Origin of the sequence: Parvularcula mediterranea, assembly GCF_013085255.1 — a bacterium.
Lineage (GTDB): Bacteria > Pseudomonadota > Alphaproteobacteria > Caulobacterales > Parvularculaceae > Parvularcula > Parvularcula mediterranea.
This window is the reverse complement of record NZ_JABFCX010000003.1, coordinates 214,084-240,953: the sequence shown is the minus strand read 5'-3', so window position 1 is coordinate 240,953 and position 26,870 is coordinate 214,084. Positions and strand designations below refer to the sequence as shown.

Annotated in this window: 25 protein-coding genes and 1 tRNA gene; 16 read left to right on the top strand and 10 right to left on the bottom strand. The window is 63.2% G+C overall.

All coding sequences use genetic code 11. The annotated features are described in order from the left end of the window. Window positions 1–37 precede the first annotated feature (37 nt). Window positions 38–1,237 carry an acetyl-CoA C-acyltransferase gene (locus HK107_RS10020; protein WP_173199328.1) on the top strand — a complete coding sequence of 400 codons (1,200 nt, stop codon included), beginning with the start codon at window positions 38–40 and terminating at the stop codon, window positions 1,235–1,237. A gap of 35 nt (window positions 1,238–1,272) precedes the next feature. Here HK107_RS10020 and HK107_RS10015 read toward each other — a convergent pair whose 3' ends face one another. Together HK107_RS10015 and HK107_RS10010 are read right to left on the bottom strand one after the other, a co-directional pair. Next, window positions 1,273–2,223, bottom strand: a complete 951-nt coding sequence (locus HK107_RS10015; RefSeq protein ID WP_173199326.1) for an efflux RND transporter periplasmic adaptor subunit — start codon at window positions 2,221–2,223, stop codon at window positions 1,273–1,275. Window positions 2,224–2,238: 15 nt separating this feature from the next. Continuing rightward, complete coding sequence (locus HK107_RS10010; RefSeq protein ID WP_173199324.1) at window positions 2,239–2,718, bottom strand: DUF2147 domain-containing protein; 480 nt, start codon at window positions 2,716–2,718, stop codon at window positions 2,239–2,241. A gap of 179 nt (window positions 2,719–2,897) precedes the next feature. Between HK107_RS10010 and hisG the strand changes: the two genes are divergently transcribed. Continuing rightward, a complete protein-coding gene (hisG, locus tag HK107_RS10005) occupies window positions 2,898–3,806 on the top strand; it encodes an ATP phosphoribosyltransferase (RefSeq protein ID WP_173199322.1) in 909 nt (302 codons plus the stop codon). A 4-nt stretch (window positions 3,807–3,810) separates the two neighbouring features. Here hisG and HK107_RS10000 read toward each other — a convergent pair whose 3' ends face one another. From HK107_RS10000 to HK107_RS09980, 5 genes are read right to left on the bottom strand one after another with little or no spacing between them, the layout of a single operon-like run. Then, window positions 3,811–4,800 (bottom strand): DUF481 domain-containing protein, encoded by a 990-nt coding sequence (locus HK107_RS10000; RefSeq protein WP_173199320.1) that lies wholly within the window; start codon window positions 4,798–4,800, stop codon window positions 3,811–3,813. 50 nt (window positions 4,801–4,850) lie between these two features. Further along, window positions 4,851–5,246 (bottom strand): hypothetical protein, encoded by a 396-nt coding sequence (locus HK107_RS09995; protein ID WP_173199318.1) that lies wholly within the window; start codon window positions 5,244–5,246, stop codon window positions 4,851–4,853. Next, on the bottom strand, window positions 5,243–6,586 hold the full coding sequence (locus HK107_RS09990; protein ID WP_173199316.1) for a cytochrome P450: 1,344 nt from the start codon (window positions 6,584–6,586) through the stop codon (window positions 5,243–5,245). The genes HK107_RS09995 and HK107_RS09990 overlap by 4 nt, the downstream gene beginning before the upstream one ends. 52 nt (window positions 6,587–6,638) lie before the next feature. Further along, on the bottom strand, window positions 6,639–8,039 hold the full coding sequence (locus HK107_RS09985; RefSeq protein ID WP_173199314.1) for a cytochrome P450: 1,401 nt from the start codon (window positions 8,037–8,039) through the stop codon (window positions 6,639–6,641). Continuing rightward, window positions 8,036–9,226 (bottom strand): hypothetical protein, encoded by a 1,191-nt coding sequence (locus HK107_RS09980; RefSeq protein WP_173199312.1) that lies wholly within the window; start codon window positions 9,224–9,226, stop codon window positions 8,036–8,038. Before HK107_RS09980 ends, HK107_RS09985 begins: the two co-directional genes overlap by 4 nt. Before the next feature lie 157 nt (window positions 9,227–9,383). Between HK107_RS09980 and HK107_RS09975 the strand changes: the two genes are divergently transcribed. The 5 genes from HK107_RS09975 to HK107_RS09955 all read left to right on the top strand — a co-directional run bounded on the left by HK107_RS09975 (window position 9,384) and on the right by HK107_RS09955 (window position 16,159). After that, window positions 9,384–9,458: transfer RNA gene (locus tag HK107_RS09975), tRNA-Thr, on the top strand. Window positions 9,459–9,757: 299 nt separating this feature from the next. Beyond that, the gene (locus HK107_RS09970; RefSeq protein ID WP_173199310.1) at window positions 9,758–11,218 is read left to right on the top strand and encodes a carotenoid oxygenase family protein; all 1,461 of its coding nucleotides are present in this window, start codon (window positions 9,758–9,760) and stop codon (window positions 11,216–11,218) included. 8 nt (window positions 11,219–11,226) lie between these two features. Next, window positions 11,227–12,462 carry an acetyl-CoA acetyltransferase gene (locus tag HK107_RS09965; protein ID WP_173199308.1) on the top strand — a complete coding sequence of 412 codons (1,236 nt, stop codon included), beginning with the start codon at window positions 11,227–11,229 and terminating at the stop codon, window positions 12,460–12,462. Beyond that, window positions 12,459–13,337 carry a DUF1295 domain-containing protein gene (locus tag HK107_RS09960; protein ID WP_173199306.1) on the top strand — a complete coding sequence of 293 codons (879 nt, stop codon included), beginning with the start codon at window positions 12,459–12,461 and terminating at the stop codon, window positions 13,335–13,337. Before HK107_RS09965 ends, HK107_RS09960 begins: the two co-directional genes overlap by 4 nt. 296 nt (window positions 13,338–13,633) lie before the next feature. Next, window positions 13,634–16,159: a glycosyltransferase gene (locus HK107_RS09955; RefSeq protein WP_198912386.1), complete on the top strand. Its 2,526-nt coding sequence runs from the start codon at window positions 13,634–13,636 to the stop codon at window positions 16,157–16,159. On the opposite strand, the gene HK107_RS09950 is transcribed toward HK107_RS09955, so the two are convergent. Further along, on the bottom strand, window positions 16,141–16,995 hold the full coding sequence (locus tag HK107_RS09950) for a glycosyltransferase family 2 protein (RefSeq protein WP_173199304.1): 855 nt from the start codon (window positions 16,993–16,995) through the stop codon (window positions 16,141–16,143). The two genes, HK107_RS09955 and HK107_RS09950, sit on opposite strands and share 19 nt — an antisense overlap. Continuing rightward, window positions 16,992–17,924, bottom strand: coding sequence for a glycosyltransferase family 2 protein (locus tag HK107_RS09945; protein WP_173199302.1), 933 nt, complete (start codon window positions 17,922–17,924; stop codon window positions 16,992–16,994). The genes HK107_RS09950 and HK107_RS09945 overlap by 4 nt, the downstream gene beginning before the upstream one ends. A 72-nt stretch (window positions 17,925–17,996) precedes the next feature. Here HK107_RS09945 and HK107_RS09940 point away from each other — a divergent pair, with 72 nt between their 5' ends. The 9 genes from HK107_RS09940 (at window position 17,997) to HK107_RS09905 (ending at window position 25,714) form a co-directional block, all read left to right on the top strand. Next, window positions 17,997–19,244, top strand: a complete 1,248-nt coding sequence (locus tag HK107_RS09940; RefSeq protein ID WP_173199299.1) for a glycosyltransferase — start codon at window positions 17,997–17,999, stop codon at window positions 19,242–19,244. Window positions 19,245–19,263: 19 nt separating this feature from the next. Then, window positions 19,264–20,943, top strand: a complete 1,680-nt coding sequence (locus HK107_RS09935; protein WP_173199297.1) for an ArnT family glycosyltransferase — start codon at window positions 19,264–19,266, stop codon at window positions 20,941–20,943. A gap of 31 nt (window positions 20,944–20,974) precedes the next feature. Further along, complete coding sequence (locus tag HK107_RS15850) at window positions 20,975–21,106, top strand: hypothetical protein (RefSeq protein ID WP_269815627.1); 132 nt, start codon at window positions 20,975–20,977, stop codon at window positions 21,104–21,106. Window positions 21,107–21,110: 4 nt separating this feature from the next. After that, window positions 21,111–22,376, top strand: coding sequence for a UDP-N-acetylglucosamine 1-carboxyvinyltransferase (murA, locus tag HK107_RS09930; RefSeq protein ID WP_173199295.1), 1,266 nt, complete (start codon window positions 21,111–21,113; stop codon window positions 22,374–22,376). A 6-nt stretch (window positions 22,377–22,382) separates the two neighbouring features. Beyond that, on the top strand, window positions 22,383–22,823 hold the full coding sequence (locus tag HK107_RS09925) for a DUF2948 family protein (protein WP_173199293.1): 441 nt from the start codon (window positions 22,383–22,385) through the stop codon (window positions 22,821–22,823). Window positions 22,824–22,825: 2 nt separating this feature from the next. Beyond that, window positions 22,826–24,121, top strand: coding sequence for a histidinol dehydrogenase (gene hisD, locus HK107_RS09920; protein WP_173199290.1), 1,296 nt, complete (start codon window positions 22,826–22,828; stop codon window positions 24,119–24,121). Between the two features lie 18 nt (window positions 24,122–24,139). After that, window positions 24,140–24,628, top strand: a complete 489-nt coding sequence (locus tag HK107_RS09915) for a UPF0262 family protein (RefSeq protein WP_173199288.1) — start codon at window positions 24,140–24,142, stop codon at window positions 24,626–24,628. Then, the gene (locus tag HK107_RS09910; protein ID WP_173199286.1) at window positions 24,625–25,032 is read left to right on the top strand and encodes an arsenate-mycothiol transferase ArsC; all 408 of its coding nucleotides are present in this window, start codon (window positions 24,625–24,627) and stop codon (window positions 25,030–25,032) included. The genes HK107_RS09915 and HK107_RS09910 overlap by 4 nt, the downstream gene beginning before the upstream one ends. A 394-nt stretch (window positions 25,033–25,426) precedes the next feature. Next, window positions 25,427–25,714 (top strand): UrcA family protein, encoded by a 288-nt coding sequence (locus HK107_RS09905; RefSeq protein ID WP_173199284.1) that lies wholly within the window; start codon window positions 25,427–25,429, stop codon window positions 25,712–25,714. Window positions 25,715–25,761: 47 nt separating this feature from the next. Here the strand turns inward: HK107_RS09905 and HK107_RS09900 are convergent, their stop codons facing one another. After that, window positions 25,762–26,856 (bottom strand): S41 family peptidase, encoded by a 1,095-nt coding sequence (locus HK107_RS09900; protein WP_173199282.1) that lies wholly within the window; start codon window positions 26,854–26,856, stop codon window positions 25,762–25,764. Window positions 26,857–26,870: the final 14 nt, after the last annotated feature.

Genomic DNA, 26,870 nt, shown 5'->3' with positions numbered 1-26,870 from the left:
CCGCGATCCCGCTGGCCCCCGAACGGAGGACTATCCCATGAGAGATGCCGTCATCGTCAGCGCCGCGCGCACGCCCATCGGCAAAGCCTACAGAGGCGCCTTCAACACCACGGGAGCCGTTGAGCTCGCAGGCCACGCGGTCAAGCACGCCGCCGAGCGCGCAGGGGTCGAGGGCAGCAGCATCAACGACTGCGTCATGGGCCAGGCGCTCCAGCTCAGGACCGGCGGCATGAACCTCGGTCGTCAGGCAGCCCTCAGGGCTGGTCTCGGCTTCGACGTTCCGGGCATGACCCTCGACCGTCAGTGCGGCTCGGGGCTTATGGCGATCGCGACCGCCGCGAAGCAGGTGATTGCCGACAACATGACCACCGTCATCGCTGGCGGCGTTGAGTCGATCTCCACGAACCAGACGCCCGACGCCCAGATCATCTTCCCGAACCAGTGGCTCGTGAACGAAATCCCTGCGACCTACATGGCGATGATCGAGACGGCGGAGATCGTCGCGGAGAAGTGGAACGTCTCCCGCGACCGCCAGGACGAGTACGCCTACAACTCCCAAATGCGCACCCACGAGGCGCAACAGGCTGGTCATTATGCGGACGAAATCGTCCCGATGACCTCGGTCATGGAGAAGAAGGACAAGGCCACCGGCGAGGTAAGCCAGATGGAAGTCACCCTCGAAAAAGACGAGGGCAACCGTCCGCAGACGACGCTTGAAGGGCTTCAGGGCCTGAACCCCGTCTTCGCCAACGGCCAGCGCGTCAAGGAAGGCAAGTTCATCACCGCGGGCAACGCCTCGCAGCTCTCCGATGGCGCAGCAGCCGTCACCGTCATGGAAGCGAAAGCCGCTGAGAAGGCAGGCCTCAACCCGCTTGGCCGCTATGTCGGCATGGCCGTGGCTGGCACCGATCCTTCGGAAATGGGCATTGGCCCGATCTATGCCGTGCCGAAGGTCCTCGATCGCACTGGCCTCAAGATGGACGACATCGGCCTCTGGGAGCTCAACGAAGCCTTCTCGAGCCAGGTCCTCGCCAGCGCGGACGAGCTCGGCATCCCGATGGACCGCCTCAACGTCGACGGCGGCGCCATCTCCATCGGTCACCCTTACGGGATGAGCGGTGCACGGATGGTCATGCACGCTCTCATCGCGGGCAAGCGCGTCGGCGCGAAATATGTCTGCGTCACCATGTGCGTCGGCGGCGGCCAGGGCGCCGCAGGCATCTTCGAAGTTCTGTAAGCTGAAGAAAAGCTAGGGTCCTCTCCCGGAGGTCCCTAGTACATCCGCCCTATCCGCACCCGCTCGCCTTCGGGCGGCTGGGGGAAGGCGGGATCCTTGACGATAAGGCGGGCTTTGGGCGGCAGGCCTTCGACGTAAAAGCCGTCCTTGCCCGTCGCGACCAACGTCACGGCATAGGTCTTCACGAGTCCCGTCGGGCCATCGCCGGACACCGTACGCGCAGCCATTCCATACTCGTCATGCAGGACGAGCGCACCGAAGGGCACGAGGGTCGGGGTAATCTGGTCCGTGGTGATCTTCATACCGACGACCGTGCCGGGATTGATCGGCACGCCTTCGGGCAGGGCGACCTCGAACTGACGGTTGTCGAGGCCCTTATCATCCATGCTCGGATAGATGATGCGGATCTGGCTATCGAAGTTCTCGCCATCGATGGTGAGGAGGACGTGGTTGCCCGGCTTGATGACCTCGGCATACCGCGGCGAGAATTCACCCATCGCCATCATCGAGGCAGGGTCGAAGACCGTCACGCAGGGCGCGCCTGAATTGAGGTCAGAGCCACCTGTCCCGCCGATCAGCGAGACAACGCCCTCAATGGGGCTGAAGAGCACCTGCATCTCCTGGCTGCCCGAAGGGCGCACACGGCAGAGGGGCTGGCCAGCGCGGACCTTCTGGCTTCGGCGAACATCGACAGAGATCAGCTGGCTGTCCCGCTCCACGCGAAGGGCGACCTCGCGTTCGGCTTCGACATTGCCGTCCATGACGACTTCGCGGCCTTCGGACTCCGAGGCCACGTGCACGATGGCGACAGCCGGATAGTACTCCTTCGCAGGCGCAGGGGCCGGGTCGGACAGGAGAACATCACCGTCGATGAAGAGGTAGAGGATGAGTGCGAGAAGAGGTGCGACAGCAATCGGGATCGCCCACCGCGACCCCTTGCGGACAGGGACGTGATCCGGCTCGAGCCGTTCCGCGACCATCTCCATGTTGCCTCACCTTCTTCAGAGGGAGGCGACGTCTTCCGAACGCACCTCACCCGAGCTCGCATTCGTGCTGATCTCCTGATCAGCGCGCTCCCAGATAAGTTTCTTGCAGATTGGGCCTAAGCAACCGGAAACGGCGAGAGCATTATCGGAAAGAAGGCGTATACGCGCCCGATAAAATCGCCCGTCTTCAGGGTTGTAGATCCGTCCGGCCTGCCAGCCTTCGGCCTCGCGCTCGAACCCGTGGAGGAGGGTGACACCGACCATTGGCCTGCCGCGCAGGTCGTGATCGCGGTTGTGGGTGTCGGCGATCATGCCGCCATGGTCGCCATCGACCCAGGCCACGGTCCCGCAAGGCGTGCCGTCGCCACAGTCGCGGATCTCGACAATGCTTTCACGATCAGGCGTGTACCAGCGCCCGTCGACATCAAGGTCGGCGGCGAGGCAGGCGGGTGCCGCTAGCCCTAAAAGAATTCCAATAGTCCCCTGACAACGCATGGCCTCTACCCTGTCCCAGCGCGGTTACCCGAGTGTGACAGACAGATGATGCACCAAACAAGTGAAAAGTGCGGCAATTTGGCAGTCGCTCTTGGTCCCGCCTTGGCCCCTAGCCGAGGGGGGCAGCGCACGCTAACGGCGCGGCACTGATTTCAAACGCTTCCCGCCGAGGAAACCCGATGCCCGAACAGCCCTTTGGCTCCGACCAGCCCGATCGCCTGCGCCTAGCGGTCCAGAAGAAAGGCCGCCTGGCCGATGACACCTTCGACCTTCTGAAGAAGTGTGGCCTCACCATGAGCCAGTCGAAGAACAGGCTCTACGCACGGGTCGAGCAGCTGCCGATCGACATCCTCCTCGTCCGTGACGACGACATCCCTGCGCTGGTCGCAGGGGGTGCCAGCGATCTTGGCATCGTCGGCGGCAACGTTTTCGAGGAAGAGCGCGCGGCAGGACGGCTTGGCGACAATGTCCCGATGGTGGTGCCGCTCGGCTTCTCGAAGTGCCGCCTCTGCATCGCACTGCCCAAGGAGACGATCTACTCCGCGCCAAAGGACATGGCGGGTATGCGGATCGCCACCTCCTATCCTGCGCTCACCGAAGCATGGCTCAATGAGAACGGCGTCGAGGGCGCCAGGACCGTCGTGATGAACGGCGCCCACGAGATCGCTCCGCGCTTAGGGGTTGCGGACGCCGTCTGCGATATCGTCTCCACCGGCGGAACGCTCGATGCCAATGGCCTCGCCGTTGCGGAGACGATCTACCGCTCCGAAGCGCTCTTCATCGGCGGCCCGCTCGATGGCCGGAAAGCCGAGATCGCGGAAGCCCTCCGCCTGCGGATCGAAGGGGTCCAGCGCAGCGCCGATGCGAAATACGTGATGCTCAACGCACCGCGCGATGCGGTCGACGCCATCGCAGCCGTGCTGCCCGCAGCCGACCAGCCGACGATCCTCGAGCTCGCGGGGCAGAGCGACAAGGTCGCAGTCCACACGGTCTGCCGCGAGGAAGTGGTGTGGGAACAGCTTGAAAAGCTGAGGAAACTTGGCGCAAGCGCGATCCTTGTCCTGGACATCGACAAGATGCTCGCCTGACGAATTACTCGTCGAGCGAGCCGATCTTGTAGACAAGCGACAGGAGCGTCGTCGTGTCCGACGCCGACGCCGTGGGCGGAGCATCGCTCTCGATCTCGATCTGATAGGACGCACGAGCGGAGAGGCGGCTGTTCAGATCCACCTCGCCAAAGGACAGGATTGTGTAGACCTGCGCCTCGCCAAACGAGCCTGTCAGATCGTTCCCGATACGGAACTTATTGCTCACGAAGCTCTGCCGGTAGCGGCTTTCGAGGGCCATGATGCCATTGGTCTCGACATCCGCATCCGTCGGCGCAGGCTTGTCAAAGCGAACACCGGGACCAGCAGACACACGCCACTTCAGCGTATCGCGATTGAAGATCTTGTAGCTTGGACCAAAGCCGATCGTGGCGCGGTAGTCGAAGCCTGAGAAGAGATCCCGCTCGATCTCTGCAAAGTTGGCCAGCGACCATTTCGGCGTGAATTCACGTCTCAGATCGATCCGACCACGGTACTGCTCCTCGACCCGGACATCGCTGACATCGCCGAAGTTCGCCTGTGCCAGCGTGTCGACTTCCCACTTGCCAAAGCCGCGGGTGAGGTCGAGCGACAGGTCGAGCTCGACTTCCTCCGTGTTACCCGTGTCCACCTCGAAGCCGGAGGTCGCTGAGCCTGACCAGCCTTGCCAGAAACCCTCACGCGCCGGCGCTGGCACTTCCTGCGCTGCGGCGGGGAGGGGCTCTGCAGGCGCAGGAGCAGGGGCAGGTGCCGCCTCTGGCGCTGCTTTCTCAGGTCGCGCTGGCGTGCCCTGCGCAATCGCCGTCAATTCATCGGTGAGGTCAGGCCGCGCAGTGACGAACGCATCGAGCACCGACTGCACCACATAGGCATCGCCGGTCTCTGCCGCAGCTTCCAGCGTCGCGCGCGCCTTGGCGAGGTAGGCCTCGTCAGCGAAAGCCGCTCCGCCCGCAAAGAACGTGAGCGCCGCTGCGCTGCCGATAAGTGCATTCCGCATGGACCTGTTCCTTCCCTGATCCTCGGGAAGGAGACATGCACCCTATCTCGTCAATGTTTCGTTGACCCTTGAAGGAAAACCCGCGCCGCCAGCGCCAGGACGAGATCAAACCCGATGCAGAGCTCCGCCCAAAGCTCTGGCGCATGGAAGCCGAACAAAAGCCCCAGCACGTCAAAACTGGCATGGAACAGAAGCCCCGTTGCCAGCAGGCCCGGCTCCCGCCGATACCCGATCATCGCAATCAGGACGAACGGCATCGCATAGAGAAGCTGGAACAGCGCCCCATCAATGTCGAACCGCTCCGCCGAGAAAACCGGGTAGAAGAACGCGATCGCGATCAGAAGTGCAGCGTAGAACCCCTTGTCCCGATGCAGCCCCACGGTGGACATGAGCGCAAGGAAGAGCGCCGCAGCCACAGCCCCTGCGGCGATAGCCATGATCATCATTGCTCCGGCGCCCTCTCAAAACGGAGCCTGATCCCGTTCGCCGACCGCACGGTCAGGCGTGCCACCGGGTCAGGCTCGTGATCGACCGGCAGCACCCTGAATTTCCGCACAAGCTGTGCGAGAAGCAAGGTCGCTTCCTGAAGCGCGAACGCCGCACCCACGCAAACCCGCGCGCCCATGCTGAACGGCATGAACGCCCCGCGGATTGCTTCCTTGTTCTTTTCCTGCGCAAACCGTTCAGGCGCAAAGACATGGGGCGCCTCCCAATGGTCCTCGTGCCGGTGCATCACGAACACCGGGACCACAGCGGCCGAGCCAGCCGCCACGTCCCGTCCGCACATGCTCTCATCACCGACGACATCTCGGGAAAGGAAGGCCACAGGCGGATAGAGCCGCATGGTCTCGCGGAAGATGTTCCGCGTGAATTCGAGCTTCTTGATATCGGAGAACTCCGGCGCACGATCACCGAGGACCCGCCGAGCCTCCGCCCGCAGACCATTCTGCGCTTCCTGGTCATGGGCCAGCAGATAAAGCGCCCAGCCTAGCGCCGCCGCCGACGTCTCGTGCCCCGCAAGAAACAGCATCGCGATCTGGTCGAGCAGTTCGCCCCGATCAAACTTCGTCTTTGTCACCGGGTCTTCGGACGTCATGAAAGACGAAAGAATATCCGTATCAGGAACGTCCTCGCCAGACTTCACCGCATCCAGCCTGCGCTTCAGCGGCTTATCAAGCTCCGCCCTGATCACCCGCGCCGTCCAGAGTGCCGCGAGGTTCGAGGGGAGGAGCGAGAGCGGAAAACCCGACGTGGCGATCATCCCCTGGCGGTAGGCAACCTCCTGGAACTTGTCGAAGGCGGAGAAGATCGTCTTCGCCTGCTCCGCTGTCATGCCTTCGGAATAGATCGTCCTGAAGATGATGTCCCCGGCATAGTGGGTCATCTCGACCTGAACGTCCGTCTCTTGACCAACCGCTCCCTCGATGCGATCGAGGCTGCCCAGCACCGCATCCTGCATCATTGGAAAGACACCTCGCACGCCCGCATGGGTGAAGGCCTGGTCAATGATCCGCCGCTGCCGCTCCCACGCCTCGCCATTGGAAACGAAGATCGAATAGCCCGTCAGCTTGCGGAGCATATCGTCCATGAGCTTTCCCTTGGGAAACTCCATCGGACGTTTCACCAGCATCTCACGGATCGTCTCAGGATCGCGCACGGAGTACTGGTCACCCGCATTCATCATCGGGATCTTCGGCACCTTGTTCTTCGTCACCCCGCCGGTGGAGAAGGCGCCTTCAGGAAAGATGCTCAGCCCCGAATGCAGCACCGCCCTGATGCGATCCACACGGGTCCCACCCTTTGGCGGCCTCGGCATCGGTGGGGTGAGGCGGTCCATGTCAGGCCTTATCGTCCAGCGGCACGAACTTCAGAACGATGCCGTTCCGTGAGCGGATGGTCAGGCGTGCCATCGGATCAGGAGTGTGCCCCTCAACTGGCTCCACCCGGAACTGTCTGAGGCACATGGCAAGGAACAGCACAGCCTCCTGGGTCGCGAAGGAAGCGCCGACGCAAACCCGTGCGCCGAGGCCAAAGGGGAGGTAGGCGGAAGAGATTGCCTCCTTCTGATCGTGATCGGCAAACCGGTGCGGACAGAATTCATGGGGCTGTTCCCAGATCTCCTCGTTCCGGTGCATGAGCCAGACCGGGATTGACGCAAGGTCGCCCGGGCAGAGCTCGTGCTTGCGCATCTTCTCCTCCTTCGTAGCATCACGATTGATGTACGCGACGGGTGGATAGAGGCGCAGCGCCTCGCGGAAGGTATTGCGCGCGAGCTGGAACTTGCGAACATCGGAGAAGGCGGGCCGCCCCTCGGGCAAGGCTTCGAGAACCTCCCGCCGCACCGCGTCCTGCATCTCCTGATCCTTCGCGAGGAGGTACAGCGACCAACCGAGCGACACCGCCGATGTCTCATGCCCCGCAAGGAAAAAGGCGCTGATATGATCGTGGAGCTCACCACGGTCGAAGCGTTTCCCAGTTTCAGGATCGGAGCAGCTAATCAGCGAACCGAGGATATCATTCTGAGGCGTCTCTTCGCCCGCCTCGATGGCAGAGAGGCGCCTGTCGATGGGCTTGATAAGCTCTTCACGGATGATCTTACCGTTCCGCTTCAGCATCCCCGCTTGCGGGTTCAGAAACTCAGGAACGCCAAGGCTCCACGAAATGCCGAATTGATAGGCCGCACGCTGATAAGCTTCGAAGGCACCGAACATCCGGTTGGCATCGTCGCGCGCAATCTCTTCAGAGAAGAGCGTCCTGTAGATGATGTCCCCTGCGAAGAGGTTGGTCTCCTCAGTCACATCGAAGGTTGCGCTTCCGCGTCCGGTGATCCGGTTCAGGCTGGCATCCACAGCGTCGAGCATCAAAGGCAGGACGGCCTTCACCCCGGCATTCGTGAACGCCTGGTCGATGATCCTTCTCTGGTAGAGCCAGTCGTCACCGTTCGAGGTGAACATGCTCCCCCCGGCCAGCCAGCCCAGCATCTTCCTGGTCTGCTTCGATTTTGGAAAGTCCGCATACCGCTTGACCAGGATCTCCCGGATCCATTCTGGATCGCGCACAAGGAAAGCTCGCTTGACCTGCTCGATCGGTAGGTTCGGCGTCCTGATCTTCGTGATCGTCAGTGTACGGTAAGCTCCCGCCGCAAAACCGGAGATCGACGAGTCGAACGACGCCCAGAGTTTTTGCAGGGCATTCGCCTTGTCCTTCGGCTCGGGCATCGGTGGGCGCAGGTTGGTCATGCTTCTTGTCTCGTCGTCACAATAGGCCGCGGGCGGGTCAGGAGTTCGAACCAGTCGAACTCCGTCCCGCATTCCGTCGGCTCAAGATATTGGAAATGGTAGGCCTGATGGTCGGCCTTGATTGCCTTGTAGCGTTCGGGCGTATGGGACTTGTGAAACGCCGGACGCTCGATGATATGCCTCGGCGGCGACTGAGGCGGCTCGAGCCTCGTCTGCATATCCATACGGCACGTCGTACCCGGATCAGCGCCAGCCGTCACATCGAAGACCTGAAGCCTGTCCGTAGACAGAACAAGCCTGACATCATCCTTGAAACCCTCGTCCTGATCGTAAGCGTTGTACCCGGCAATCGACTGGCCGAGGAAGAGGACCTTCACCTCAGGCCCTTCGCTCCCGATTGCAGGATCAGCCCGCAAGGCATCGGCCACGGTACGCATCAGCAGGAGGCAACCAAGGCTGTGGCAGGAGAGAACAATCTCATCCGCCTCATCCGCCTTCACCGCGGCAAGGATCTGATCGACGAAAGCCTTTGACCGCTCCTCGGAACGCGAAAACCGTCCGTAGGCTGTCTCCCGCACGAAATCGAAGCTCCGGGTCAGCCACCAGATACCGATCGACTGATCGAGCCAGCGCCAGATCACGAACAGCCCGCCGAGCACCACGGCCAAAGCCGCCGCCTGCACAATGATCGCTGCCTCGCCAAGACCACCGGCAAGCAAACCAGCGAGCCACCACGCGCCGAACCCCAAAACCGCCGACAGGAGAGCCGCGACGATCAAAGCAGCAGGCGGCAGCATCACGGCGAGCCCCAAGGCTCTCGCGATGCCAAAATTCTCTTGAATGAACCCCCGGCGCCAGCAATCCCCCACGATGAAGAAGGCAGCGGCAGCGAGGGAAGGGGCCTTCCGCCCTGACCAGATCCTCCGGATATCGTCATCCCACCGGAGAAAGTCGTAGGTCGTCTCCGTCTGCCCGTCAGCGCGCTCCGCGCTCAGGGTCCAGCGGTTGACCACGTTCGACACCCTGGCCCTCGGCGAAAGCTCGAGGCTCATGCCGTGTCTTTCAGCCGCCAGAGGCACGCCTTTCTCAAAGCGGGCATAGTAGGGCGAGGGGCCTCGCGGGTCGAAGCCGGACACGAAGAACACATGCCGCCTGAACGGTCGCTCGTCCTTCGCCTCTCGATCCACCTGATGCTCTCCCTGTCTGCCCGGAGGGGGAGACAGGTTGCTAGCAGCGGTCGCGCACCCGCGCCACATGGAACCGGGAGAGCGGAAAACTTCCGGGAAAGTTCCCCAATTCACCGTTGACGCCAGTCTAAACCAGCGGCATTAGCGTCCGCTCAGCGCTGCTGTAGCTCAGAGGTAGAGCACTCCCTTGGTAAGGGAGAGGTCGAGAGTTCAATTCTCTCCAGCAGCACCATTTTCTGATCTCACGGGCCGCAGGCCCTCCGATGGGGCGGGCTGACCGCCCGAGCCGCGGTCGCGGCTTTCGCGCTCAGAGGTATGCGAACACCATTCGCTCTTCCGTACCGCTCATCCTGGTAGCTTGGTCCCGTCCTGTCCGCCGGAAGACGCACAAGCGTGCGTCCGGGCCGGTCAGGCCCGCCCCATCGGAGGCGCCACGCGCCGTGAGATAGAAAAAGCGCAGCTCCCTCCGTTTGACCCTCTGATCCGGTTCCGCGTAGCGTTCCTCCCAAAAGAACCACGGGAAGAAACGCCATGGAACGCCTCGTCCGCCGGGTCCCTTCGACCCTTAGCGAGTCCGATCACCCCTACCTGAACGGAGCCTGGACGCCGAACTTCGACGAGTACGACGCCGAGGAGATGGAGGTCATCGGCGAGATCCCTGCTGACCTCGACGGGATCTACGTTCGCAACACCGAGAACCCGGTCCATGACGCCATCGGGAAGTACCATCCCTTCGATGGCGACGGGATGCTACACATGATGCGCTTCTCAGGGGGCAAGGCTTCCTACAAGAACCGTTTCATCCGCACCCGGGGCTTTGAGGCAGAGCAGGAGGCCGGGCGGTCCCTCTGGATAGGCTTCACCGGCAATCCGCAGAAGTCAGAACGTCCCGGCTGGGGTGCGCACGGCTACGTCAAGGACAGCTCTTCCACCGACGTCCTTGTGCACGCAGGCCAGATCCTCTCGACGTTCTGGCAATGCGGGGAGGGCTACCGGCTCGACCCGGAAAGCCTCGACACGCTTGGGATCGAAGGCTGGACGCCGGATGACGGCATTTCAGCCCATCCCAAGGTCGACCCAAAGACAGGCGAGCTCCTGTTCTTCAACTACTCGCTCAAGGCGCCGTACATGCACTATGGCGTGGTCGGCGCGGATAATCAGCTCAAGCACTATATCCCCGTGGAGCTGCCCGGCGGACGGCTGCCCCATGACATGGCGTTTTCCGAGAACTTCTCGATACTGAATGACTTCCCGCTCTTCTGGGCACCCGAAGCGCTGGAGAACGGCTACTACGTCCCGGTCTACAAGCCAGAGCTTAAATCCCGCTTCGCTATCCTTCCAAGATACGGGCAGCCAGCGGACATCCGCTGGTTCGAGGCCGACCCCACTTACGTTCTTCACTATACGAACTGTTACGAGGAGGGCGACGAGATCGTCCTCGACGGCTACTTCCAGAACGCGCCGTGGCCCGAGCCGAATGAGCGCTTCGACCCAAAGTACCGGCTGCTCGCAGCGGGCATCGACTACCATTCCTTCAAGCCGCACCTTCACCGCTGGCGCTTCAACCTGAAGACCGGAGAGACCCGTGAGGAACCTCTCTACAAGGATCATTACGTCGAGTTCGGCACGATCAACCCGCAATACCTCATGCGGAAGAACCGCTATGTCTACAGCGCAACGGCAGAGCCTGACTGGTTCCTCTTCAATGGGCTGATCAAGCACGACCTCGAAACGGGCGCGACCCAGCGCCTGCATTTCGGTGACAAGCGCTTTGGCTCCGAAGCCCCCTTCATCCCGCGCAAGGGCGCCACGGAAGAGGATGACGGCTACCTCGTCAGCTTCATCACCGACATGAACACCGATCGCTCCGAATGCGTCGTCCTCGACGCCAGGGACATCGAGCGCGGCCCTCTCTGCCGCATCTTCCTGCCCCATCGTATCTGCAGCGGCACCCATGCCGTTTGGGCGGGTGCTGACGAATTGAGCGCGTGAGGCCATACATGAGCAAAGCCATCTACATTCTCGGCGGCTACCAGTCCGACTTCGCTCGCAATTACACACGCGAGGACCTGTCGATCTTCGACCTCTTCGCCGAAGGGGTCCGCGGTGGGCTCGAGAACGCCTCGCTTGGTCCCAAGGACGTCGAGGTCGCCCATGTCGGCAACTTCGTAGGCGAGCTTTTCACGGGGCAGGGGATGCTCGGCGGGTTCATGGGGCACGTCCATCCTGACCTCGCCGGGGTGCCTGCCTCCCGCCACGAAGGGGCCTGCGCGTCAGGCTCCCTCGCAGCCCTTGCAGCCATGGCGGACCTCGAGAGCGGCCGCTACGATCTCGCCTGCGTCGCAGGGATCGAGCTGATGCGGAACGTCCCGGGCAAGGACGCAGCCGACCATCTCGGTGCCGCCATCTGGGTCGGAGAAGAGGCCGAGGACGCGACCTTCATCTGGCCAGCCATGTTCTCAGGCCTCGCAGAGGAAGTCGACCGCCGCCACGGCCTCAACCACGACCACCTGGCCGAGATCGCACAGATCAACTTCGCCAACGCCAAGCGCAACGGCCGCGCCCAGACCCGCGGCTGGACCCTCACTGACGAGCACTTCTCAGATAATGAAGAGCTCAACCCAGTCGTCGAAGGCTGGATGCGGCGCCACGATTGCAGTCAGATCACGGACGGTACTGCCGTCGTCTTCCTCGCCAGCGAAGAACGCGCCCGTGCCCATGCGAAGAAGCTCGGCAAACCGCTCGAAAGCTTCGCCCGGATCAAAGGCTGGGGCCACACCACCGCGCCCATGCTAATGGATACCAAGCTCACAGCCAGTCAGGGTCAGGACTATCTCCTGCCGTGGACCCGCAAGGCCATCACCGATGCCTACGGGCGGGCAGGGGTCTCTGGCGCTGAAGAAATCGACGCGATCGAGACCCATGACTGCTTCACCATCAACGAATACATCGCGATCGAGCATTTCGGCATCACCGCCCCCGGCGAGGCATGGAAGGCAGTCGAGGATGGCCGCATCGCCCACGGCGGCTCGATCCCCGTGAACCCCTCCGGCGGCCTCATGGGCATCGGCCATCCGGTTGGCGCCACGGGCGTCAGGATGCTGCTCGACGCCTCCCATCAGGTGACTGGCCAAGCTGGCGACATGCAGGTCGAGGGTGCACGGAACATTGCAACCTTCAACGTAGGCGGCTCGGGCACCACCAACTGCTCCTTCGTTGTGGGAGTCGACGCATGAAGGCAGTGCGCGGGATCATCGTCGCCCTCGTCACCGCGCTGATTGGCTACGGCGTCGCGTGGACAGCCAGCCAGAGCAGCATTCAGGTGTCGCTGCCGTTCTATGTGGGAGGCCTCTTCCTCCTCTGTGGGATCCTCTCCTTCGCCATCAATTGGCTGGTCTTCATCCCGTCAGCGATGGCGCGTACGGAGAAGTTCTACGACCTCACAGGCTCGATCACCTATCTCTCCATGATGGGCCTAGCGCTAGCGCTGACGCCATCCTTAGACCTCCGCGCCAAGCTCGCGGCGGGCGCGGTAATTCTGTGGAGCCTGAGGCTTGGCCTCTTCCTCTTCACGCGGATTAGTGCCGACGGCCACGACAGGCGCTTTGCGGAGATCAAGATCAACCCCTTCCGCTTCCTCGCCGCGTGGAGCATCCAGGCGCTCTGGTGCCTCCTCACCGCCGCAGCGGCCCTCGCGATCATCACCAGCCCGAAGCAGCAGCCCCTCGACATCTTCCTCGTCGTCGGCGGCGCCATGTGGGTGATCGGCTTCCTCATCGAAGTCATCGCGGACGAGCAGAAGAAGGCCTTCCGCAAGGACCCGGCCAATGCAGGCAAGTTCATCGACAAGGGCCTCTGGTCCCGCTCGCGCCATCCCAACTACTTCGGAGAGATCCTCCTTTGGACAGGCATGGCCGTCGCGGCGATCCCGGTCCTGACAGGCGGCCTGTGGATCACGCTCATCTCGCCGCTGTTCGTGACCCTGCTCCTCACCAAGGTCAGCGGCATCCCGCTTCTGGACGCCTCGGCTCGCAAGCGTTGGGGCGATGATCCGGAGTACCGGGCCTATCGAAAGCGAACTCCAGCGCTCATTCCCCGCCTCGGATCGTGACCATCAAGAGTGATCGGCAGGCTCCATCGATCACAATTTCGGTACATTTCAGGCGAAAAAAACTGCCCGGGCGAAGGAACTATTCTGAGAACGGCGCAGCCATTGGCCTGCAGCCACGATTTCAGGAAAAGACTGCAAACGTGATGGTTTAACCTGAACAGCTCAGCCGCATTGCGCGCTGATCAATCTTATCTAGCTTGTTCATCACGAGGTAACTTTCAAGCGGCGCCGCCGCTCGTCCCGGCTGGGTGGAGGTCGGGAATCCACTGTGCCTCGAATGACGCCGTGGGGGCTTCATGACGCGTATGAACAAAGCTGTTGTCATCGGGGGAGGGCCAGCTGGCCTCACAGCCGCAAGGACGCTCCAGGAGAAAAGCTCCGACTGGACGCCTGAAGTCTTCGAGGCCCACAGCCTCGTCGGCGGCATCTCCCGCACCGAAAGCCATAATGGCTACCGCTTCGACATTGGCGGCCACCGCTTCTTCACGAAGGTCGACGAGGTCACCGAATTCTGGCGCCGGACGCTCAAGGATGAGTTCGTCACCCGCGAGCGCATGTCGCGCATCTATTACAACGGCAAATTCTATTCCTACCCGCTGAAGATCTTCAACGCGCTGACCAATCTCGGCCCGTTCGAGGCTGCTGCCATCATGTGCAGCTACGCCAAGGTCCGTATTTCTCCGCTCAAGGAAGAAGAGACGTTCGACCAGTGGGTGACCAACCGCTTCGGCAAGCGCCTCTTCGACACGTTTTTCAAGACGTATACGGAAAAGGTCTGGGGCATCCCATGCTCGGAAATCCGCGCCGACTGGGCTGCTCAGCGGATCAAGAACCTCTCGGTCTCAAAGGCCGTCTGGAACGCGCTGACCGGCGCGAACGATACCGTCAGCCTGATTGAGGAATTCGAGTACCCACGCCTCGGCCCCGGCCAGATGTGGGAAAAGTGCACCCAGGACATCGAAGAAGATGGCGGCCAGGTCGTCATGAACACCCGGGTCGAGAAAGTGCACCGCACCGACCAGCACGTCGATGCCGTCACCGTGCGCGGCCCTGACGGAGAAGAGCGCCGGGTCGAGGGCGATCAGTTCATCAACTCGATGGACCTCCGAACGCTCCTCCGCGTCATGGATCCTCCGCCGCCGCCAGCGGTCATGGAGGCAGCCGACAAGCTCAAGTACCGCGACTTCCTCATCGTCACGCTGGTCCTCGACCACGCCGATCCGTTCCCGGACAACTGGATCTACGTCCACAGCCCCGAGGTACAGGTCGGCCGTATCCAGAACTTCCGCGCCTGGTCCCCGGACATGGTGCCGGACGAGGGGACGTCGTCTCTCGGCATGGAATACTTCTGCCACGAAGGCGACGGCCTCTGGGAGATGTCTGACGAGGACCTCATCAAGCAGGCGGGCGAAGAACTCGAAAAGATCGGCCTCGCCCCGGCTTCAAGCGTCATCGACGGTGCCATCATTCGTCAGCCCAAGGCCTATCCGGTCTACGACGCCGACTACACGCCGAATCTCGAAATCGTCCGGGCCTGGCTCGAAGGCTTCGACAATTTCCAGACCGTCGGCCGCAACGGCATGCATCGCTATAACAATCAGGATCACTCCATGCTGACGGCGATGCTGGCAGCGGACAACATCCTGGGCGGCAGCCACGACCTCTGGAACGTCAATGTCGAGCGCTCCTACCACGAGGAGTTCGTCAAGGCGGACAAGAAGGACGGCGAACCTCCGCGCAAGGACGACGACGACATCGATGGCGACAAGGTAGCGGAGCTCGCCGCCTATTCGGCCGTGATCCCCGCAAAGAACGCCGAGGCCACCATCGCCCGCTGCGTCTCCGCCGCGCTCGCCGCAGACCCCGCTCCGGCAGAAGTCATCGTCGTCGATGATGCCTCAACCGATCGCACCGCCGAAATCGCCCGCAAGCACGGCGCTACAGTGATCTCCCATGAGGAGAAAACCTCCGTCGGCCCTGCGCGCGCGAGGAACACGGGCGCAGCCCATGCGACCACGGACAATTACGTCTTCATCGACGCCGACGTGGTGATCGAGCCTTCCGCACCGAAGCATCTCCTCCGCGAGATCGGTGACGATCCGCAGGTCGCAGCGGCCTTCGGCTCCTACGGCAGCGAGCAGGCCTGTCCGAACCTTGTGGCCCGCTACGCGAACCTCAGGCACCATTATTTCCACCAGACCGGCAAGCGCGAAGCGAACAGCTTCTGGACCGGCCTCGGTGTTATCCGTGCACAGGCTTTCTCCCGCCTCAACGGCTTCTCGAACGACATCCTGAAGCCTGCGATGGAAGACGTGGAGATCGGCCACCGCCTCGCAGAGAGCGGCTATCGCATCCGCCTCGTGCCCAAGGCGCAAGGCAAGCACCTCAAGAACTGGACGCTGAAGCAGCTCTGGCGCGACGATATCCACTCCCGTGCGATCCCCTGGTCGACCCTGATCGTCCATGGCCGCGCGCCCGCGAAGACGCTCAACACGCGGATCGAGGAGAAGGCCAAGGCCGTGGCTGTCGGCTTCGCGCTCCTCTGCCTCGCGGTGGCCTTCTTCGTCCCGGCGGCATGGTTTGGCGTCGCCATCGGCGCCATCACCTATGCGGTGATGAACGAGCACTTCTTCAAGCTCCTCTACCGCAAGGGCGGGCTCAGGACAGCGATCGCAGGGGTAGGGCTCCACGCCGCCTACCACTTCTATTCGTCAGCATGCTTCTCGCTGGTCGCAGCGGCAAAAATGCTCCGCCTGCCTCCCTTGGCCGCCAAGAGCCACGCATGGGTCCTCAAGCCCCAGCCTCAGCGTCGCCTGAGGTAGAACCCGCGGGCCATGGCGACATGGGACAAGACGATCAGCAGCGACCGCGCCAGCTTGCCCGAACCGCCAGCGGCGTAGGGCCAGCTGACAAGGTCGCGGTAGAAGCCGAAGCCCCGCACCCGGAGGGGCTCGGCATCGCCCGTCCGCTCGAGCTTGTCCGACAGGTCCCGCGCACCCCGGCCATAGTTCGTATGCTGACGCCAGAAGCTCTCCATCCGCAAATCATGGAAATGCTCCACGATCGCGCATTCGGCCTGAACCGTCTCACCGCCTCGCGCCCGCCATCGGATGCAGAAGTCCCTGTCCTCGGAAGCCGTCCGCAGCGCAGGATCAAACCCGCCGCAGTCAAGGAAAGCCTCCCGCGCGCAGGCGAAATTGTTCGACGTGAAGAACGCGAGATCCGCGCCGTCCTTCTTGTAGAGGAAGGTGATGATGTCCTGGCTCGCCGCAGCGAAGACGTTCCGCTCCAGCCCATTGACCACCAGCCCGCCGGCCAACCGCTCAGGATGCCCGTCCAGCACCGCCAGATAGCGCTCCAGCCAGTCAGGACAGGGGCGGCAGTCATCATCCGTAAACGCCAGATACCGCCCGTGCGCTTCGTTCGCACCGCGGTTGCGCGCAGCGCCCGGCCCGGCATTCTCCTGCCTGATCACCCGCAGCGCAAAATCATCAGCATAAAGCGCAGGGTCGATCATCACAGGCTCCGGCGAGCCGTCATCGACCACCACCACCTCGAAACTCGGCCCCTCAAGCCCCCGCAGGCTCTCGACGCAGGCCGCGATTTGCTCCGGACGCCCATAGGTCGGGATGATGATCGAAAACTCAGGGCCCGTCATTTCGAGCCGCGCTTTTCAAGCCAGCTCGCGACCCGCTGCTCCACCCCGGCAGGCACCGCGTGCTTGCCCGCATGGATCGCCACCTCGGCAACGCTGGGCCGTCCCCCGGCATATGCCGCCTTGAGGAGAGGCCAGAACGCTGACCTCTGGCCCTCGAGCGAAGCCGTCTGGCTCGCCGCCGTCAGGAGAAACCCGGCGAAGCTCCGATCGGTGAACAGCGCGCGCCGCTCCTCCGCCCATTCCTGCTGCCAGCGCCAGCGCAACGAATGGCTGACGCGGGAGCGGGCATCATGAACCGCGTAGATCGACAGAACCTCGTCCGTATCCGGAAAGATCACCTCCGCCCGGGCCTCGCCCGCGCGGAGGAGCCAGTCACGATCCACAAGCCGGGGCAGGTCCTTGTCGAAGGGCACCTCCTCGAACAGCGACCGCGGCGCGAGGATACAGGACGTCTGGATCGCACCCTCGGTCCCAAGGCTCCTGTCGCGGCAGAAGATATAGTCAGAGATCGGCTCACCCGCCCGCGGTCTGCGCCGAGGAAAGACCAGATCCTGCGTCTCACCAAGCAGCCGGAAATGACAGCAGACAATCGCCCGGTCATGCCCACGCGCATCAAACGCCTCGACCTGCAGGCGCAGCTTCTCCGGCATCCAAAGATCGTCATCGTCGAGAAGCGCGATCAGATCCCCGCCCGCCGCACGTATGCCGACATTCCGCGCCTCGGCGTTCCCGAGCGCTACCTCATTCACGATGACCGTCAGCCGGTCATCGCTGATCCCATGAAGCGCGGCCAGCGTCTCCGGCGAGCCGCCATCGACCACAACGAGGGCCTCTAAATCATGGAACGTCTGGGCGAACACGGACTGAACCGCCTTCACGACGTCGCCGGGACGGTTGTGGGTCGGAATGATCACAGAGACGCGGGGCATGGCGGATCGCCTGAAACTCCTGCAGAGTCTGGTGCTAAGCCCCTGCAAAGGCAAGAAATGAATGCAATCCGTATGCGAATAGCTTTCTTCGTCGGTGCGTTCCCGATGACCTCCGAGACCTTCGTAGTGAACGCTGCAAAGAAAATCCTCGACGCAGGGCACGACCTCGACATCTACGCCGTCGATCCCACAAGCCGCCAGACCAGCGACGTGCAGGAAACGGTGGCCCGCTACGGCATGATCGAGCGCACGCGCTCACCGGATGTGCCGCACTCGGACCTCCTCAAGCTGCCCGCCGTCCTCAGCGCGTTCGCCAAGACCCTAGGCCGCGAAGGGGCAGGCGCGCTGCGCCTCCTGACCACCAGGAGCCTCGACGGCCTGAGGACCGCCGCCCGCGCCGTCTTCGACGCTTCGGCCCTCAAGAAGGGCGCGGAGTACGACGTCATCCACGTCCATTTCGGTCAGCTCGCAGGCCGCGTCCTGCACCTCAGGCGCACAGGGCTCCTCAAGGGCAAGGTCCTCGTCCATTTCCGCGGCTCGGACATCTCCTCCCACGTGCAGGCGCAGGGCGATGACGTCTACGCCAACGTCTTCGAGGAGGCGGACGGCTTCGTCTCGAACTGCGCCTTCTTCCGGAACAAGGCTGTCCGCCTCGGCGCCCCGGCGGAGATGACCGGCATCCTCGTCTCAGGCCTCGATACGTCGAACTTCCCCTACAGCCCGCGCACCATTCCGAAGGAGGGGCCGGTGAAGCTCATTTCCGTGGGCCGTTTGGTCGAGAAGAAGGGCTTCGGCGACGTCATCGAGGCTCTGCCTGAGGTGCTCAAACACCACGACGTCCACTACACCCTCATCGGCGACGGCATCCTCCGCGCCCCGTTCGAGAAGCGTATCGCAGAGCTTGGGATAGGCGACCACATCACCTTCCTCGGGGCCCAGTCCCTCGACACCGTCGCCAGGGAGCTCAAGGCCAGCCACATCTTCCTCGGCCCCTCGGTCACTGCCCCTGACGGCAACCAGGACGCGCCGATCAACACCCTCAAGGAGGCTATGGCCAGCGGCACGCCGGTCATCGGCACGACCCATGGCGGCATCCCCGAACTCGTGGAGGACGGCGTCTCCGGCTACCTCGTGCCAGAGTACGACCCGCCAGCCATCGCCGAGGCCCTGACCCGCCTGATCAGCGAAAGCGACCGCTGGCCAGAGATGGGCCGACGCGGCGCGGACAAGGTCCTGGAGGACTACGACCTCGAGAAGACCGGCGAGACCATGCTGGGCTTCTACCGCAAGCTGATGACTCCGGGTGCGACCTTCGCGTGAAGCGGGTTAGGTAGACCCGGTGACGAGTGGCCGGGCAGGGGACATGACGGAGAAGGCGAAGGACCAAAGCGACTGGGCGCTGCTCCGCGCCGCATTCCGCACGTCGGTCCCAGTGCGTCTCCAGCCGCTCCTGTCGAGACCTGAGTTCTGGATTCTCGTCGCCGTCTTCCTCACCCTACTGATCTTCTATGACGGCATCGGCAGGCGTGATGCCGAGCAATACATACGCGGCGCGAGGGCATGGCTCGACCAAGGTCTCTATCTCGGTCAGGACCATTGGGAGCTCCGCCACCCCTTCGTCCTTCCCATTGCCGTGAGCTTCAAGCTCTTCGGCCTAGGCAACCTGCAGGCCACGCTGCCGAACTTTCTCTACACGGCGCTTCTCGCGCTCCTCAGCTACCGCGCAGCCCTGCCGCGTTTCGGTCAGCTCACGGCCTTTCTCTTCGGCCTTTTCGCCGGCACCTCGGCCCTCACAGCCATCCTCGCAGCCGAAGTCCGCATCTTCGGACCAGAGATTTTCTTTGCAGCGCTTGGCGTCTGGCTCTTCACCAAGGCATCAGACGGCGGCGAGAAGCCCGCCCGGCTCATGGCGTTCAGCGCGCTCGCCTGCTTCCTCTCATGGCTCTGCCGGGAAAGCGCAGCCTACCTGCCCATGGCCATCGGCCTTTTGTCGCTGGTCGCCGTCTTCTGGCGAAAGACGCTCAGCTTCCTGAGCTTCGCAGCTTTCTGCCTCTGCTACTGGGCACTCCTCGCCGCCGAAGCGCTCAGCTATTTCCTGCTCACCGGTGACCCGCTCTACCGCTACCGCACCGACCTCGGCCACGGCGGAGGGGGCGAAGGCACCGGGCTCATGGAAATCGCCAAGCCGCCCCTTGAGTTTCTCATCAAACCCCTCGTCGGAACCCTCAGCGCGCCATCCTCCGCACCGTTCCTCGTGACCGTCACGGGAGCGCTCATAGTCTTTGCCCTGAGGAAAAGGCTGCCCGCCGCACTCAAGAGCTGGCCCGTCGCAGTCCTCGCTTTCACGTCATTCGTCGCAGTGATCCTCAACGCTTTCGTCTTCAGCCTCGAAGACCCCTATTACTACCCATTCCTTCAGTACACGGCGATGCTCGTCGCCGCGATCCTCCTCGCGAAGCTCAGGCCCCATCTTACAGGCGGAGCCTTCGCGGCAGTCGTCGGCGCGGTCGTCCTCATCGACTGGGCAGGCGCCGACTTCCGCAAGCACGGCCGCTACGAAGACGCCCGCTTCGTCGCCGAGCTCTCATCGCCCGACAGGCCCGTCTTCACCGACCCCATCCCCATGATCCGCGCCCGCTGGCACCTCGGCTACACAATGGACGACGAAGCGGAGATCGAGCACCAGGTCCGCTGGGTCGGCCTCGTTGAGGAGGAGGGACGCCAGTGCGACGTCGTACTCGTTTCCCTCGAGACAGGGCTCGAGCTCTACGAGGCTCAGACCACGCTGTCAGAGCCCAACCTCCGCTTCCTCGAATATTACGAGGTCAAACCGAGGCGTCTCACCCACCGGGTCATCCACGCCTTGCCCGCGTGGCTCCCCATTCCCCGCTATGCGCGCAAGTTGGCCGAGCCGCAGCCCATGATGGCGTTCCACGTCGACCGGGGGAGCAGGTATGCCTGCCCGATGAAGGAAGCCCTCTACTTCCACGGCCCCAATGTCTGGCGCTCTTCCCCTTGAGAACCCGCTCGGCACGTGCCATCTCCCGGCGATGGCTGGCGAGACGACGCGCGATCAGGAAAGCAAGCCCTCCGAGAAGGAGGACAAGGAGCTGACCCGCGAGGAAAAGCTCGCCAAGGCCCTGCGCGACAATCTCCGCCGCCGCAAAGCCAAGAAGGACTAAGCCCTTGGATAAACTCGCCATTATCGGCGGCCGTGAGCTCTACGGCGAACTCCGCATCTCCGGCGCGAAGAACTCGGCGCTGAAGGTCATGGCTGCGTGCCTCCTCACTGACGGCAAGCTGATCCTCGATGAGGTCCCCGACCTTGCCGACGCCCGCCAGCTCCTTGTGCTGCTCGAGAACCACGGGGTCCAGTGGACGCGCGAAGGCGCGCGCCTCACCCTCGACGCCGGCACCATCACCTCGACCACCGCGCCCTATGAGATCGTCCGCAAGATGCGCGCGAGCTTCAACGTCCTCGGCCCCATCCTCGCAAGGGAAGGGCAGGCCAAGGTCTCGCTCCCCGGCGGCTGCGCCATCGGCGCCCGGCCCGTGGACCTGCACCTCGACGCCTTCCGCGCGATGGGTGCTGATATCGAACTCGAAGAAGGCTACGTCCTCGCCGAGGCCAAGGGCGGCCTTAAAGGCGCTGAGGTCGAATTCCCCTTCGTCTCCGTCGGCGCGACTGAGCACGTCATGATGGCGGCCACCCTCGCCAAGGGTACGACCGTCCTCAAGAACGCAGCCCGCGAGCCTGAGATCGTCGATCTCGGTGACTGCCTCCGCGCGATGGGCGCCAAGGTCGAGGGCGACGGCACCGACACGATCACCATCACCGGCGTCGACCGCCTCGAAGGCACCACCCACGAAGTTGTCGCTGACCGCATCGAGATGGGCAGCTATGCCATGGCCGTCGGCGCTGTGGGCGGAGAGCTGCTGCTCGAACGTGGCCGCCGCGACCTTCTCGGCACAGCCGCCGCAGTGATGGAAGAAAGCGGCCTGACCCTCAAAGAGGAGGAGAGGGGCCTGCGCGTCTCCCGCTGGGGTACACCGACGGTTTCCACGAGCGTCACGACCGAGCCCTATCCCGGCTTCGCCACCGACCTCCAGGCCCAGTACATGGCCCTCATGGCCAAGGGCGACGGCGAGGCGACGATTAAAGAGACGATCTTCGAGAACCGCTTCATGCACGTGCCAGAGCTTCGCCGTCTCGGCGCAGATATCGACGTGGACGGACGAACGGCGACCGTCAGGGGCGTCAAGCGCCTCAAGGGCGCGCCCGTCATGGCGACCGACCTGCGCGCCTCCATGTCCCTCATCATCGCGGCCCTTTGCGCCGAGGGGCAAACCATGATCAGCCGTGTCTACCATCTCGACCGCGGCTTCGAGAAACTGGACGACAAGCTGCGCAGTGTCGGCGCGCTTATCGAACGTATCAAGGACGAGGACTGACGCCTCATGGCAGCCTACCAACCACTTGCCCTCATCGCTGGCGACGAAGAGGACCTCAAAACCCTCTCCGCCCTGATGCAGGACGCGATCGTCAAGATCGCCGACATCGCCTACCTCCAGGACGAGCGCCGCTTTGTCCTCATGGCGAACCGCTTCGTCTGGGAGAAAAAGCGCGGCTTCTTCTCGAAGGGCATGCGTGTGCGGACAGGCATCCATTTCGACGACGTCACCGCGGTGAAGGCGCGCGGGGTCCGCATGGACGCAAAAGACGCAGTGATCGACATCCTCTCCATGGAGTATGAGGGCGGCGAAGATGGCGGTGCCATCACCCTCAACCTCGCAGGCGGCGGGACGATCAGGCTGGAAGTCGAAGCGGTGAACGCCACCGTCAACGACGTCTCCGAGCCCTGGCGCGCCAGCCGCAAGCCGGACCACGAACTGGGCTAAGAATGCGCAGACTGACAACCAAGGACGCGGGCTTCGAGAAGGAGCTCCGCGCGCTCCTGCAGCGCGACGAAGAGGCCGTGCGCGGCATCTCCGACAGCGTTCGCACGATCGTGGACGATGTCCGCACCCGCGGCGACGCAGCGCTCGTCGAGCTGACCCAGCGCTTCGATCAGACGGACCTCTCGGGCGGTCTCGCTGTCACGGAAGCCGAGATCGACGCCGCCATCGCTGACTGTTCGAAGGAAGCGCTGGACGCCCTCGAAGTTGCAGCGCAGCGGATCGAGGCCTATCACGAACAGCAGCGCCCCGAAGACAAGCAGTGGGCGGACGAGCTCGGCATCACGCTCGGCTGGCGCTGGACGGCGCTCGATGCCGTAGGCCTTTACGTCCCCGGCGGCACCGCGGCCTATCCGTCGAGCGTCCTGATGAATGCCATCCCGGCCCGCGTCGCAGGCGTCGAACGCATCGTCATCGTCACCCCGGCGAAGGACGGCGCTCTCAACCCGCTCGTGCTCGCAGCAGCGAAGCGCGCAGGCGTCACCGAAATCTACAAGATCGGCGGCGCCCAGGCCGTCGCGGCACTCACCTTCGGTACAGAGACGATCAAGCCCGTCGACAAGATCGTTGGCCCGGGCAACGCCTATGTTGCCGAGGCCAAACGACAGGTCTTCGGCCATGTTGGCATCGATTCCATCGCTGGCCCTTCGGAGATCACCGTCATCGCTGACGAGGCCTCCGACCCGGTGCAGATCGCGGCGGACCTCCTGAGCCAGTCCGAACACGACGCGCTCAGCCAATCGATCCTCCTGACCCCGAGCGCCAGCCTCGCCACCTCCGTCGAGGGCGAAGTCAACCGTCAGCTTACGGATCACCCGCGGCGCGACATCGCCAAGAAGGCATGGGACGAGCAGGGTGTGATCATCGTAACCCAAGACCTCGCTGACGCGGCAGCCGCCTCCAACATCATCGCGCCGGAGCACCTCGAGCTCGTGGTCGATGACCCAGAAGCCCTCCTGCCGCTGATCAAGCACGCAGGCGCTGTCTTCCTCGGCCGTCACACGCCAGAGGCCATCGGCGACTATGTCGGCGGGCCGAGCCACGTCCTGCCCACCAGCCGCTCGGCGCGTTTCTCATCAGGCCTCTCGATCCTCGACTTCGTCAAGCGCATGTCCGTCACCGGCTGCCCTGAGACAGGCTTCCGCGAGATCGGCCCCGCCGCAGCCACCCTCGCTGACATTGAAGGTTTGCCCAGCCACGCAGCATCCGTAACTCTGCGCTTAGGTCCTCAGAAAGACTGACCGCGTAAGGAACGCCTCATGGACAACAAGCGCCTCGGCAGCGTCGAACTCGACGAGAAATCCCTCGGCTCTGCCAAGGGCGACATCGACCATGAGCGGAAAGTGGCGATGCATGATCTCCTTCAGGAGAACAGCTTCGCTCCCGCAGGCGCCACGGTAGACGGTCCGTACCAGCTCAAGCTCTCCGAACAGAACGGCCGCCTGATTTTCGACATCAGGGACGAGCAGGGGGGCGAGCTCGTCGCCCACCACCTCTCGCTCGCGCCGCTGAGGAAGCTCATCAAGGACTACTTCCTCCTCTGCGAAAACTACTACGACGCTATCCGCGCCGCCCAGCCAGAGAAGCTCGAAACCATCGATATGGCCCGGCGCGCCGTCCATAACGAAGGCACCGAGATCCTCCTCGACCGCCTCGACGGAAAGATCGAAACCGACTTCGAGACTGCGCGGAGGGTCTTCACGCTGATCTGCTCCCTTGCCATGCGCATGGGGAGGGGCACGGCATGACCGAGCGGCGCATCCTCTTTGTCTGCAACATGAACTCCGTCCGCTCGCCCATGGCAGAGGCGGTCGCCAAGCACGTCCTCGGCCCGGATTTCGAGATCGGCAGCTGCGGCGTCTATCGCGGCGCCCTCGATCCCTTCGTGAAGGCCGCGCTCGAGGAGGAGGGCATCCCGCCCGAGATCCATGAGCCCCGCGAGTTCTCCCAGTGCGATATCTCTGGCCATGACGTCGTCATCGCCCTGACCCCCGAAGCCGCTGGCGAAGCGCGCAAGCTCCACGACAAGGTGGAGTTCTGGGAAGTCGAGAACCCCACCGACACCCGCGGCAGCGAGATTGACCTCCGCATGGCCTACGCCCGCCTGCGCGACGATCTCGTCACCAAGGTCCGCCAGCGCTTCGGCGGCTGACACCAGGCGCATTTCTCAGCGCTGAAGGACCGGCGGAGAAAGCTTCAGCCCAGCCCCTTCCCATGGGTATCGCCAGTCCAGCTTCTGCGACACAGCTCGCTGCTATTGTGACAGTTCAGTGTCTCATGAAGGCTGATTCGGCCTTACCCTGTTGAACGACCGGAAAATATTTCACCGTTCTTCGAATCGAAAAGCGACGCTTTTTCAGCGATTTCCTGTACCATACCCCTGACTCGTCAACGAAAATCGCGCTTCAGTGACAATGACAGAATTGCAAAGCTTAGATGACATGTGTATGACACTTCGATGACAGCTCGAAGGTTGAAGCAACAAGGGAGAGGTCATGCCGGCCGCCGCGCGGCCAGAACGCACTTACTTTTCTGGAGACCCTATTATGAAACGCACTCTCATCACCGCAGCAGCAGCCCTGTTCATGGCAGGCGGCATCGCATCTGCGGATGAACTCGACACGTTCGAGATCGACGTGATCCTTGCTGATCTTTCCGACGCAAAGAACCAGGACGACTTCGAGAAGCGCCTCAAACGCGCCGCCCGCGACTATTGTGAGCGCGAAGCTCCCTACGCCACGATCCACCAGCTCAGGGACTGCCAGGCCCAGATCATCGCCGCCGTCGAAGACAGCCTCAACGATGACGGCATCCGGGTCGCCTTCGACACCTGACCAAAGGACCGAAGGGCGGCGTCCCGCTCCCGCCCTTCGTCTTTTCCCTAAAACCCGCGGCGGACAGCTTCATCCTCGATCGCGCGCCGCACGGCAGCCTCATCGCCAGGATCAACAGGCAGGTCCACGTCAACGCCATCGGACAGCCTGCGCCCTGAAGGCGTCAAAAGCACGTTCGTTGGCAGAGCCATGAAGCAGTTTTTGACAGGGCAAAGCTCGAACTCCCGGACGCGGAAAAGCGGGGTCACAGTCGTGATGCCCGCGATGACACGATCCGACACCGCTCCGACGACGACACCGTTGGCGCGCTCTCCGAGAGCCGCCGCAACGGCCAGCGCCCCAAGATTGGTGCGCTCATCCACAATCACGAAGACCAGCGGAAAGGTGATCCCGTCATCCCGGCTGAGCATCTCTTCAGAGATCCCCGAAGGCCCCTCGAACACGAGCACAACCTCTGCTTCGGGCAGCCCAAGGCTCGCCACGTCCACCACCTTTTCTAGCAACCCACCCGGATTGCCGCGCAGGTCAAGCACCAGCGGACGGGCTTGCAGCTCAGGATCAGCAAGCTCTGCCCGGATGGTCTCCCACGCTTGGCTCTCAGCAGAGAGAACAGGCACCCGCAGCACAGGGAAGGGCAAGCCCCCCCGGTTCAGGACCGGCGCTCCAGAGGGGCCGTCGTCCCGCGCGCCGAAGATCTCATCCTGAAGATAGCCGAAGCTTGTTCCGTCACCATCCTTCAGCCTACCGAACACCGGTCTCGGCCGCCCGGTGAGGGGATCACGCTCCACCGAAAGCGCATCGAAGGACAGCGCCACGAGCTGGTCAGCCGAAAGGTCTGGCCTCAAGGCTACCGCAGCCGTCAGGAGAGCCTCGACCCGCTGTCCGAACGCGTCAGGCCCGTCGTTTGGGTAGACCCGGTCGATCCTTCCGACCATTTCCTCGGTGAAGCTCACCCGAATGAGGTCCCGCGCCGCCATCCGGTCCAGCCCGGCAGCGGCCATCAGCGGCTCCTCGATCATCGCGGCGAAATCGTCAGCCCGGTTGAAGCGGACCGCATCCGCTGCGCCAATATCGACCACCGGTCCCGGCGAGGCACATCCGACAAGCACCAAGACACCAAAGCCCACAAGAAATCCGCGCATGGTCGCCCTCCCAA

What these genes read in the sequence shown, in the direction of transcription:
- HK107_RS10020 (WP_173199328.1), top strand. Translation starts at nt 38, where the DNA reads ATGAGAGATGCCGTCATCGTCAGCGCCGCGCGCACGCCCATCGGCAAA.
- HK107_RS10015 (WP_173199326.1), bottom strand. Translation starts at nt 2,223, where the DNA reads ATGGAGATGGTCGCGGAACGGCTCGAGCCGGATCACGTCCCTGTCCGC.
- HK107_RS10010 (WP_173199324.1), bottom strand. Translation starts at nt 2,718, where the DNA reads ATGCGTTGTCAGGGGACTATTGGAATTCTTTTAGGGCTAGCGGCACCC.
- hisG (WP_173199322.1), top strand. Translation starts at nt 2,898, where the DNA reads ATGCCCGAACAGCCCTTTGGCTCCGACCAGCCCGATCGCCTGCGCCTA.
- HK107_RS10000 (WP_173199320.1), bottom strand. Translation starts at nt 4,800, where the DNA reads ATGCGGAATGCACTTATCGGCAGCGCAGCGGCGCTCACGTTCTTTGCG.
- HK107_RS09995 (WP_173199318.1), bottom strand. Translation starts at nt 5,246, where the DNA reads ATGATGATCATGGCTATCGCCGCAGGGGCTGTGGCTGCGGCGCTCTTC.
- HK107_RS09985 (WP_173199314.1), bottom strand. Translation starts at nt 8,039, where the DNA reads ATGACCAACCTGCGCCCACCGATGCCCGAGCCGAAGGACAAGGCGAAT.
- HK107_RS09970 (WP_173199310.1), top strand. Translation starts at nt 9,758, where the DNA reads ATGGAACGCCTCGTCCGCCGGGTCCCTTCGACCCTTAGCGAGTCCGAT.
- HK107_RS09965 (WP_173199308.1), top strand. Translation starts at nt 11,227, where the DNA reads ATGAGCAAAGCCATCTACATTCTCGGCGGCTACCAGTCCGACTTCGCT.
- HK107_RS09960 (WP_173199306.1), top strand. Translation starts at nt 12,459, where the DNA reads ATGAAGGCAGTGCGCGGGATCATCGTCGCCCTCGTCACCGCGCTGATT.
- HK107_RS09955 (WP_198912386.1), top strand. Translation starts at nt 13,634, where the DNA reads ATGACGCGTATGAACAAAGCTGTTGTCATCGGGGGAGGGCCAGCTGGC.
- HK107_RS09950 (WP_173199304.1), bottom strand. Translation starts at nt 16,995, where the DNA reads ATGACGGGCCCTGAGTTTTCGATCATCATCCCGACCTATGGGCGTCCG.
- HK107_RS09945 (WP_173199302.1), bottom strand. Translation starts at nt 17,924, where the DNA reads ATGCCCCGCGTCTCTGTGATCATTCCGACCCACAACCGTCCCGGCGAC.
- HK107_RS09940 (WP_173199299.1), top strand. Translation starts at nt 17,997, where the DNA reads ATGCGAATAGCTTTCTTCGTCGGTGCGTTCCCGATGACCTCCGAGACC.
- HK107_RS15850 (WP_269815627.1), top strand. Translation starts at nt 20,975, where the DNA reads ATGGCTGGCGAGACGACGCGCGATCAGGAAAGCAAGCCCTCCGAGAAG.
- HK107_RS09925 (WP_173199293.1), top strand. Translation starts at nt 22,383, where the DNA reads ATGGCAGCCTACCAACCACTTGCCCTCATCGCTGGCGACGAAGAGGAC.
- hisD (WP_173199290.1), top strand. Translation starts at nt 22,826, where the DNA reads ATGCGCAGACTGACAACCAAGGACGCGGGCTTCGAGAAGGAGCTCCGC.
- HK107_RS09915 (WP_173199288.1), top strand. Translation starts at nt 24,140, where the DNA reads ATGGACAACAAGCGCCTCGGCAGCGTCGAACTCGACGAGAAATCCCTC.
- HK107_RS09910 (WP_173199286.1), top strand. Translation starts at nt 24,625, where the DNA reads ATGACCGAGCGGCGCATCCTCTTTGTCTGCAACATGAACTCCGTCCGC.
- HK107_RS09905 (WP_173199284.1), top strand. Translation starts at nt 25,427, where the DNA reads ATGAAACGCACTCTCATCACCGCAGCAGCAGCCCTGTTCATGGCAGGC.
- HK107_RS09900 (WP_173199282.1), bottom strand. Translation starts at nt 26,856, where the DNA reads ATGCGCGGATTTCTTGTGGGCTTTGGTGTCTTGGTGCTTGTCGGATGT.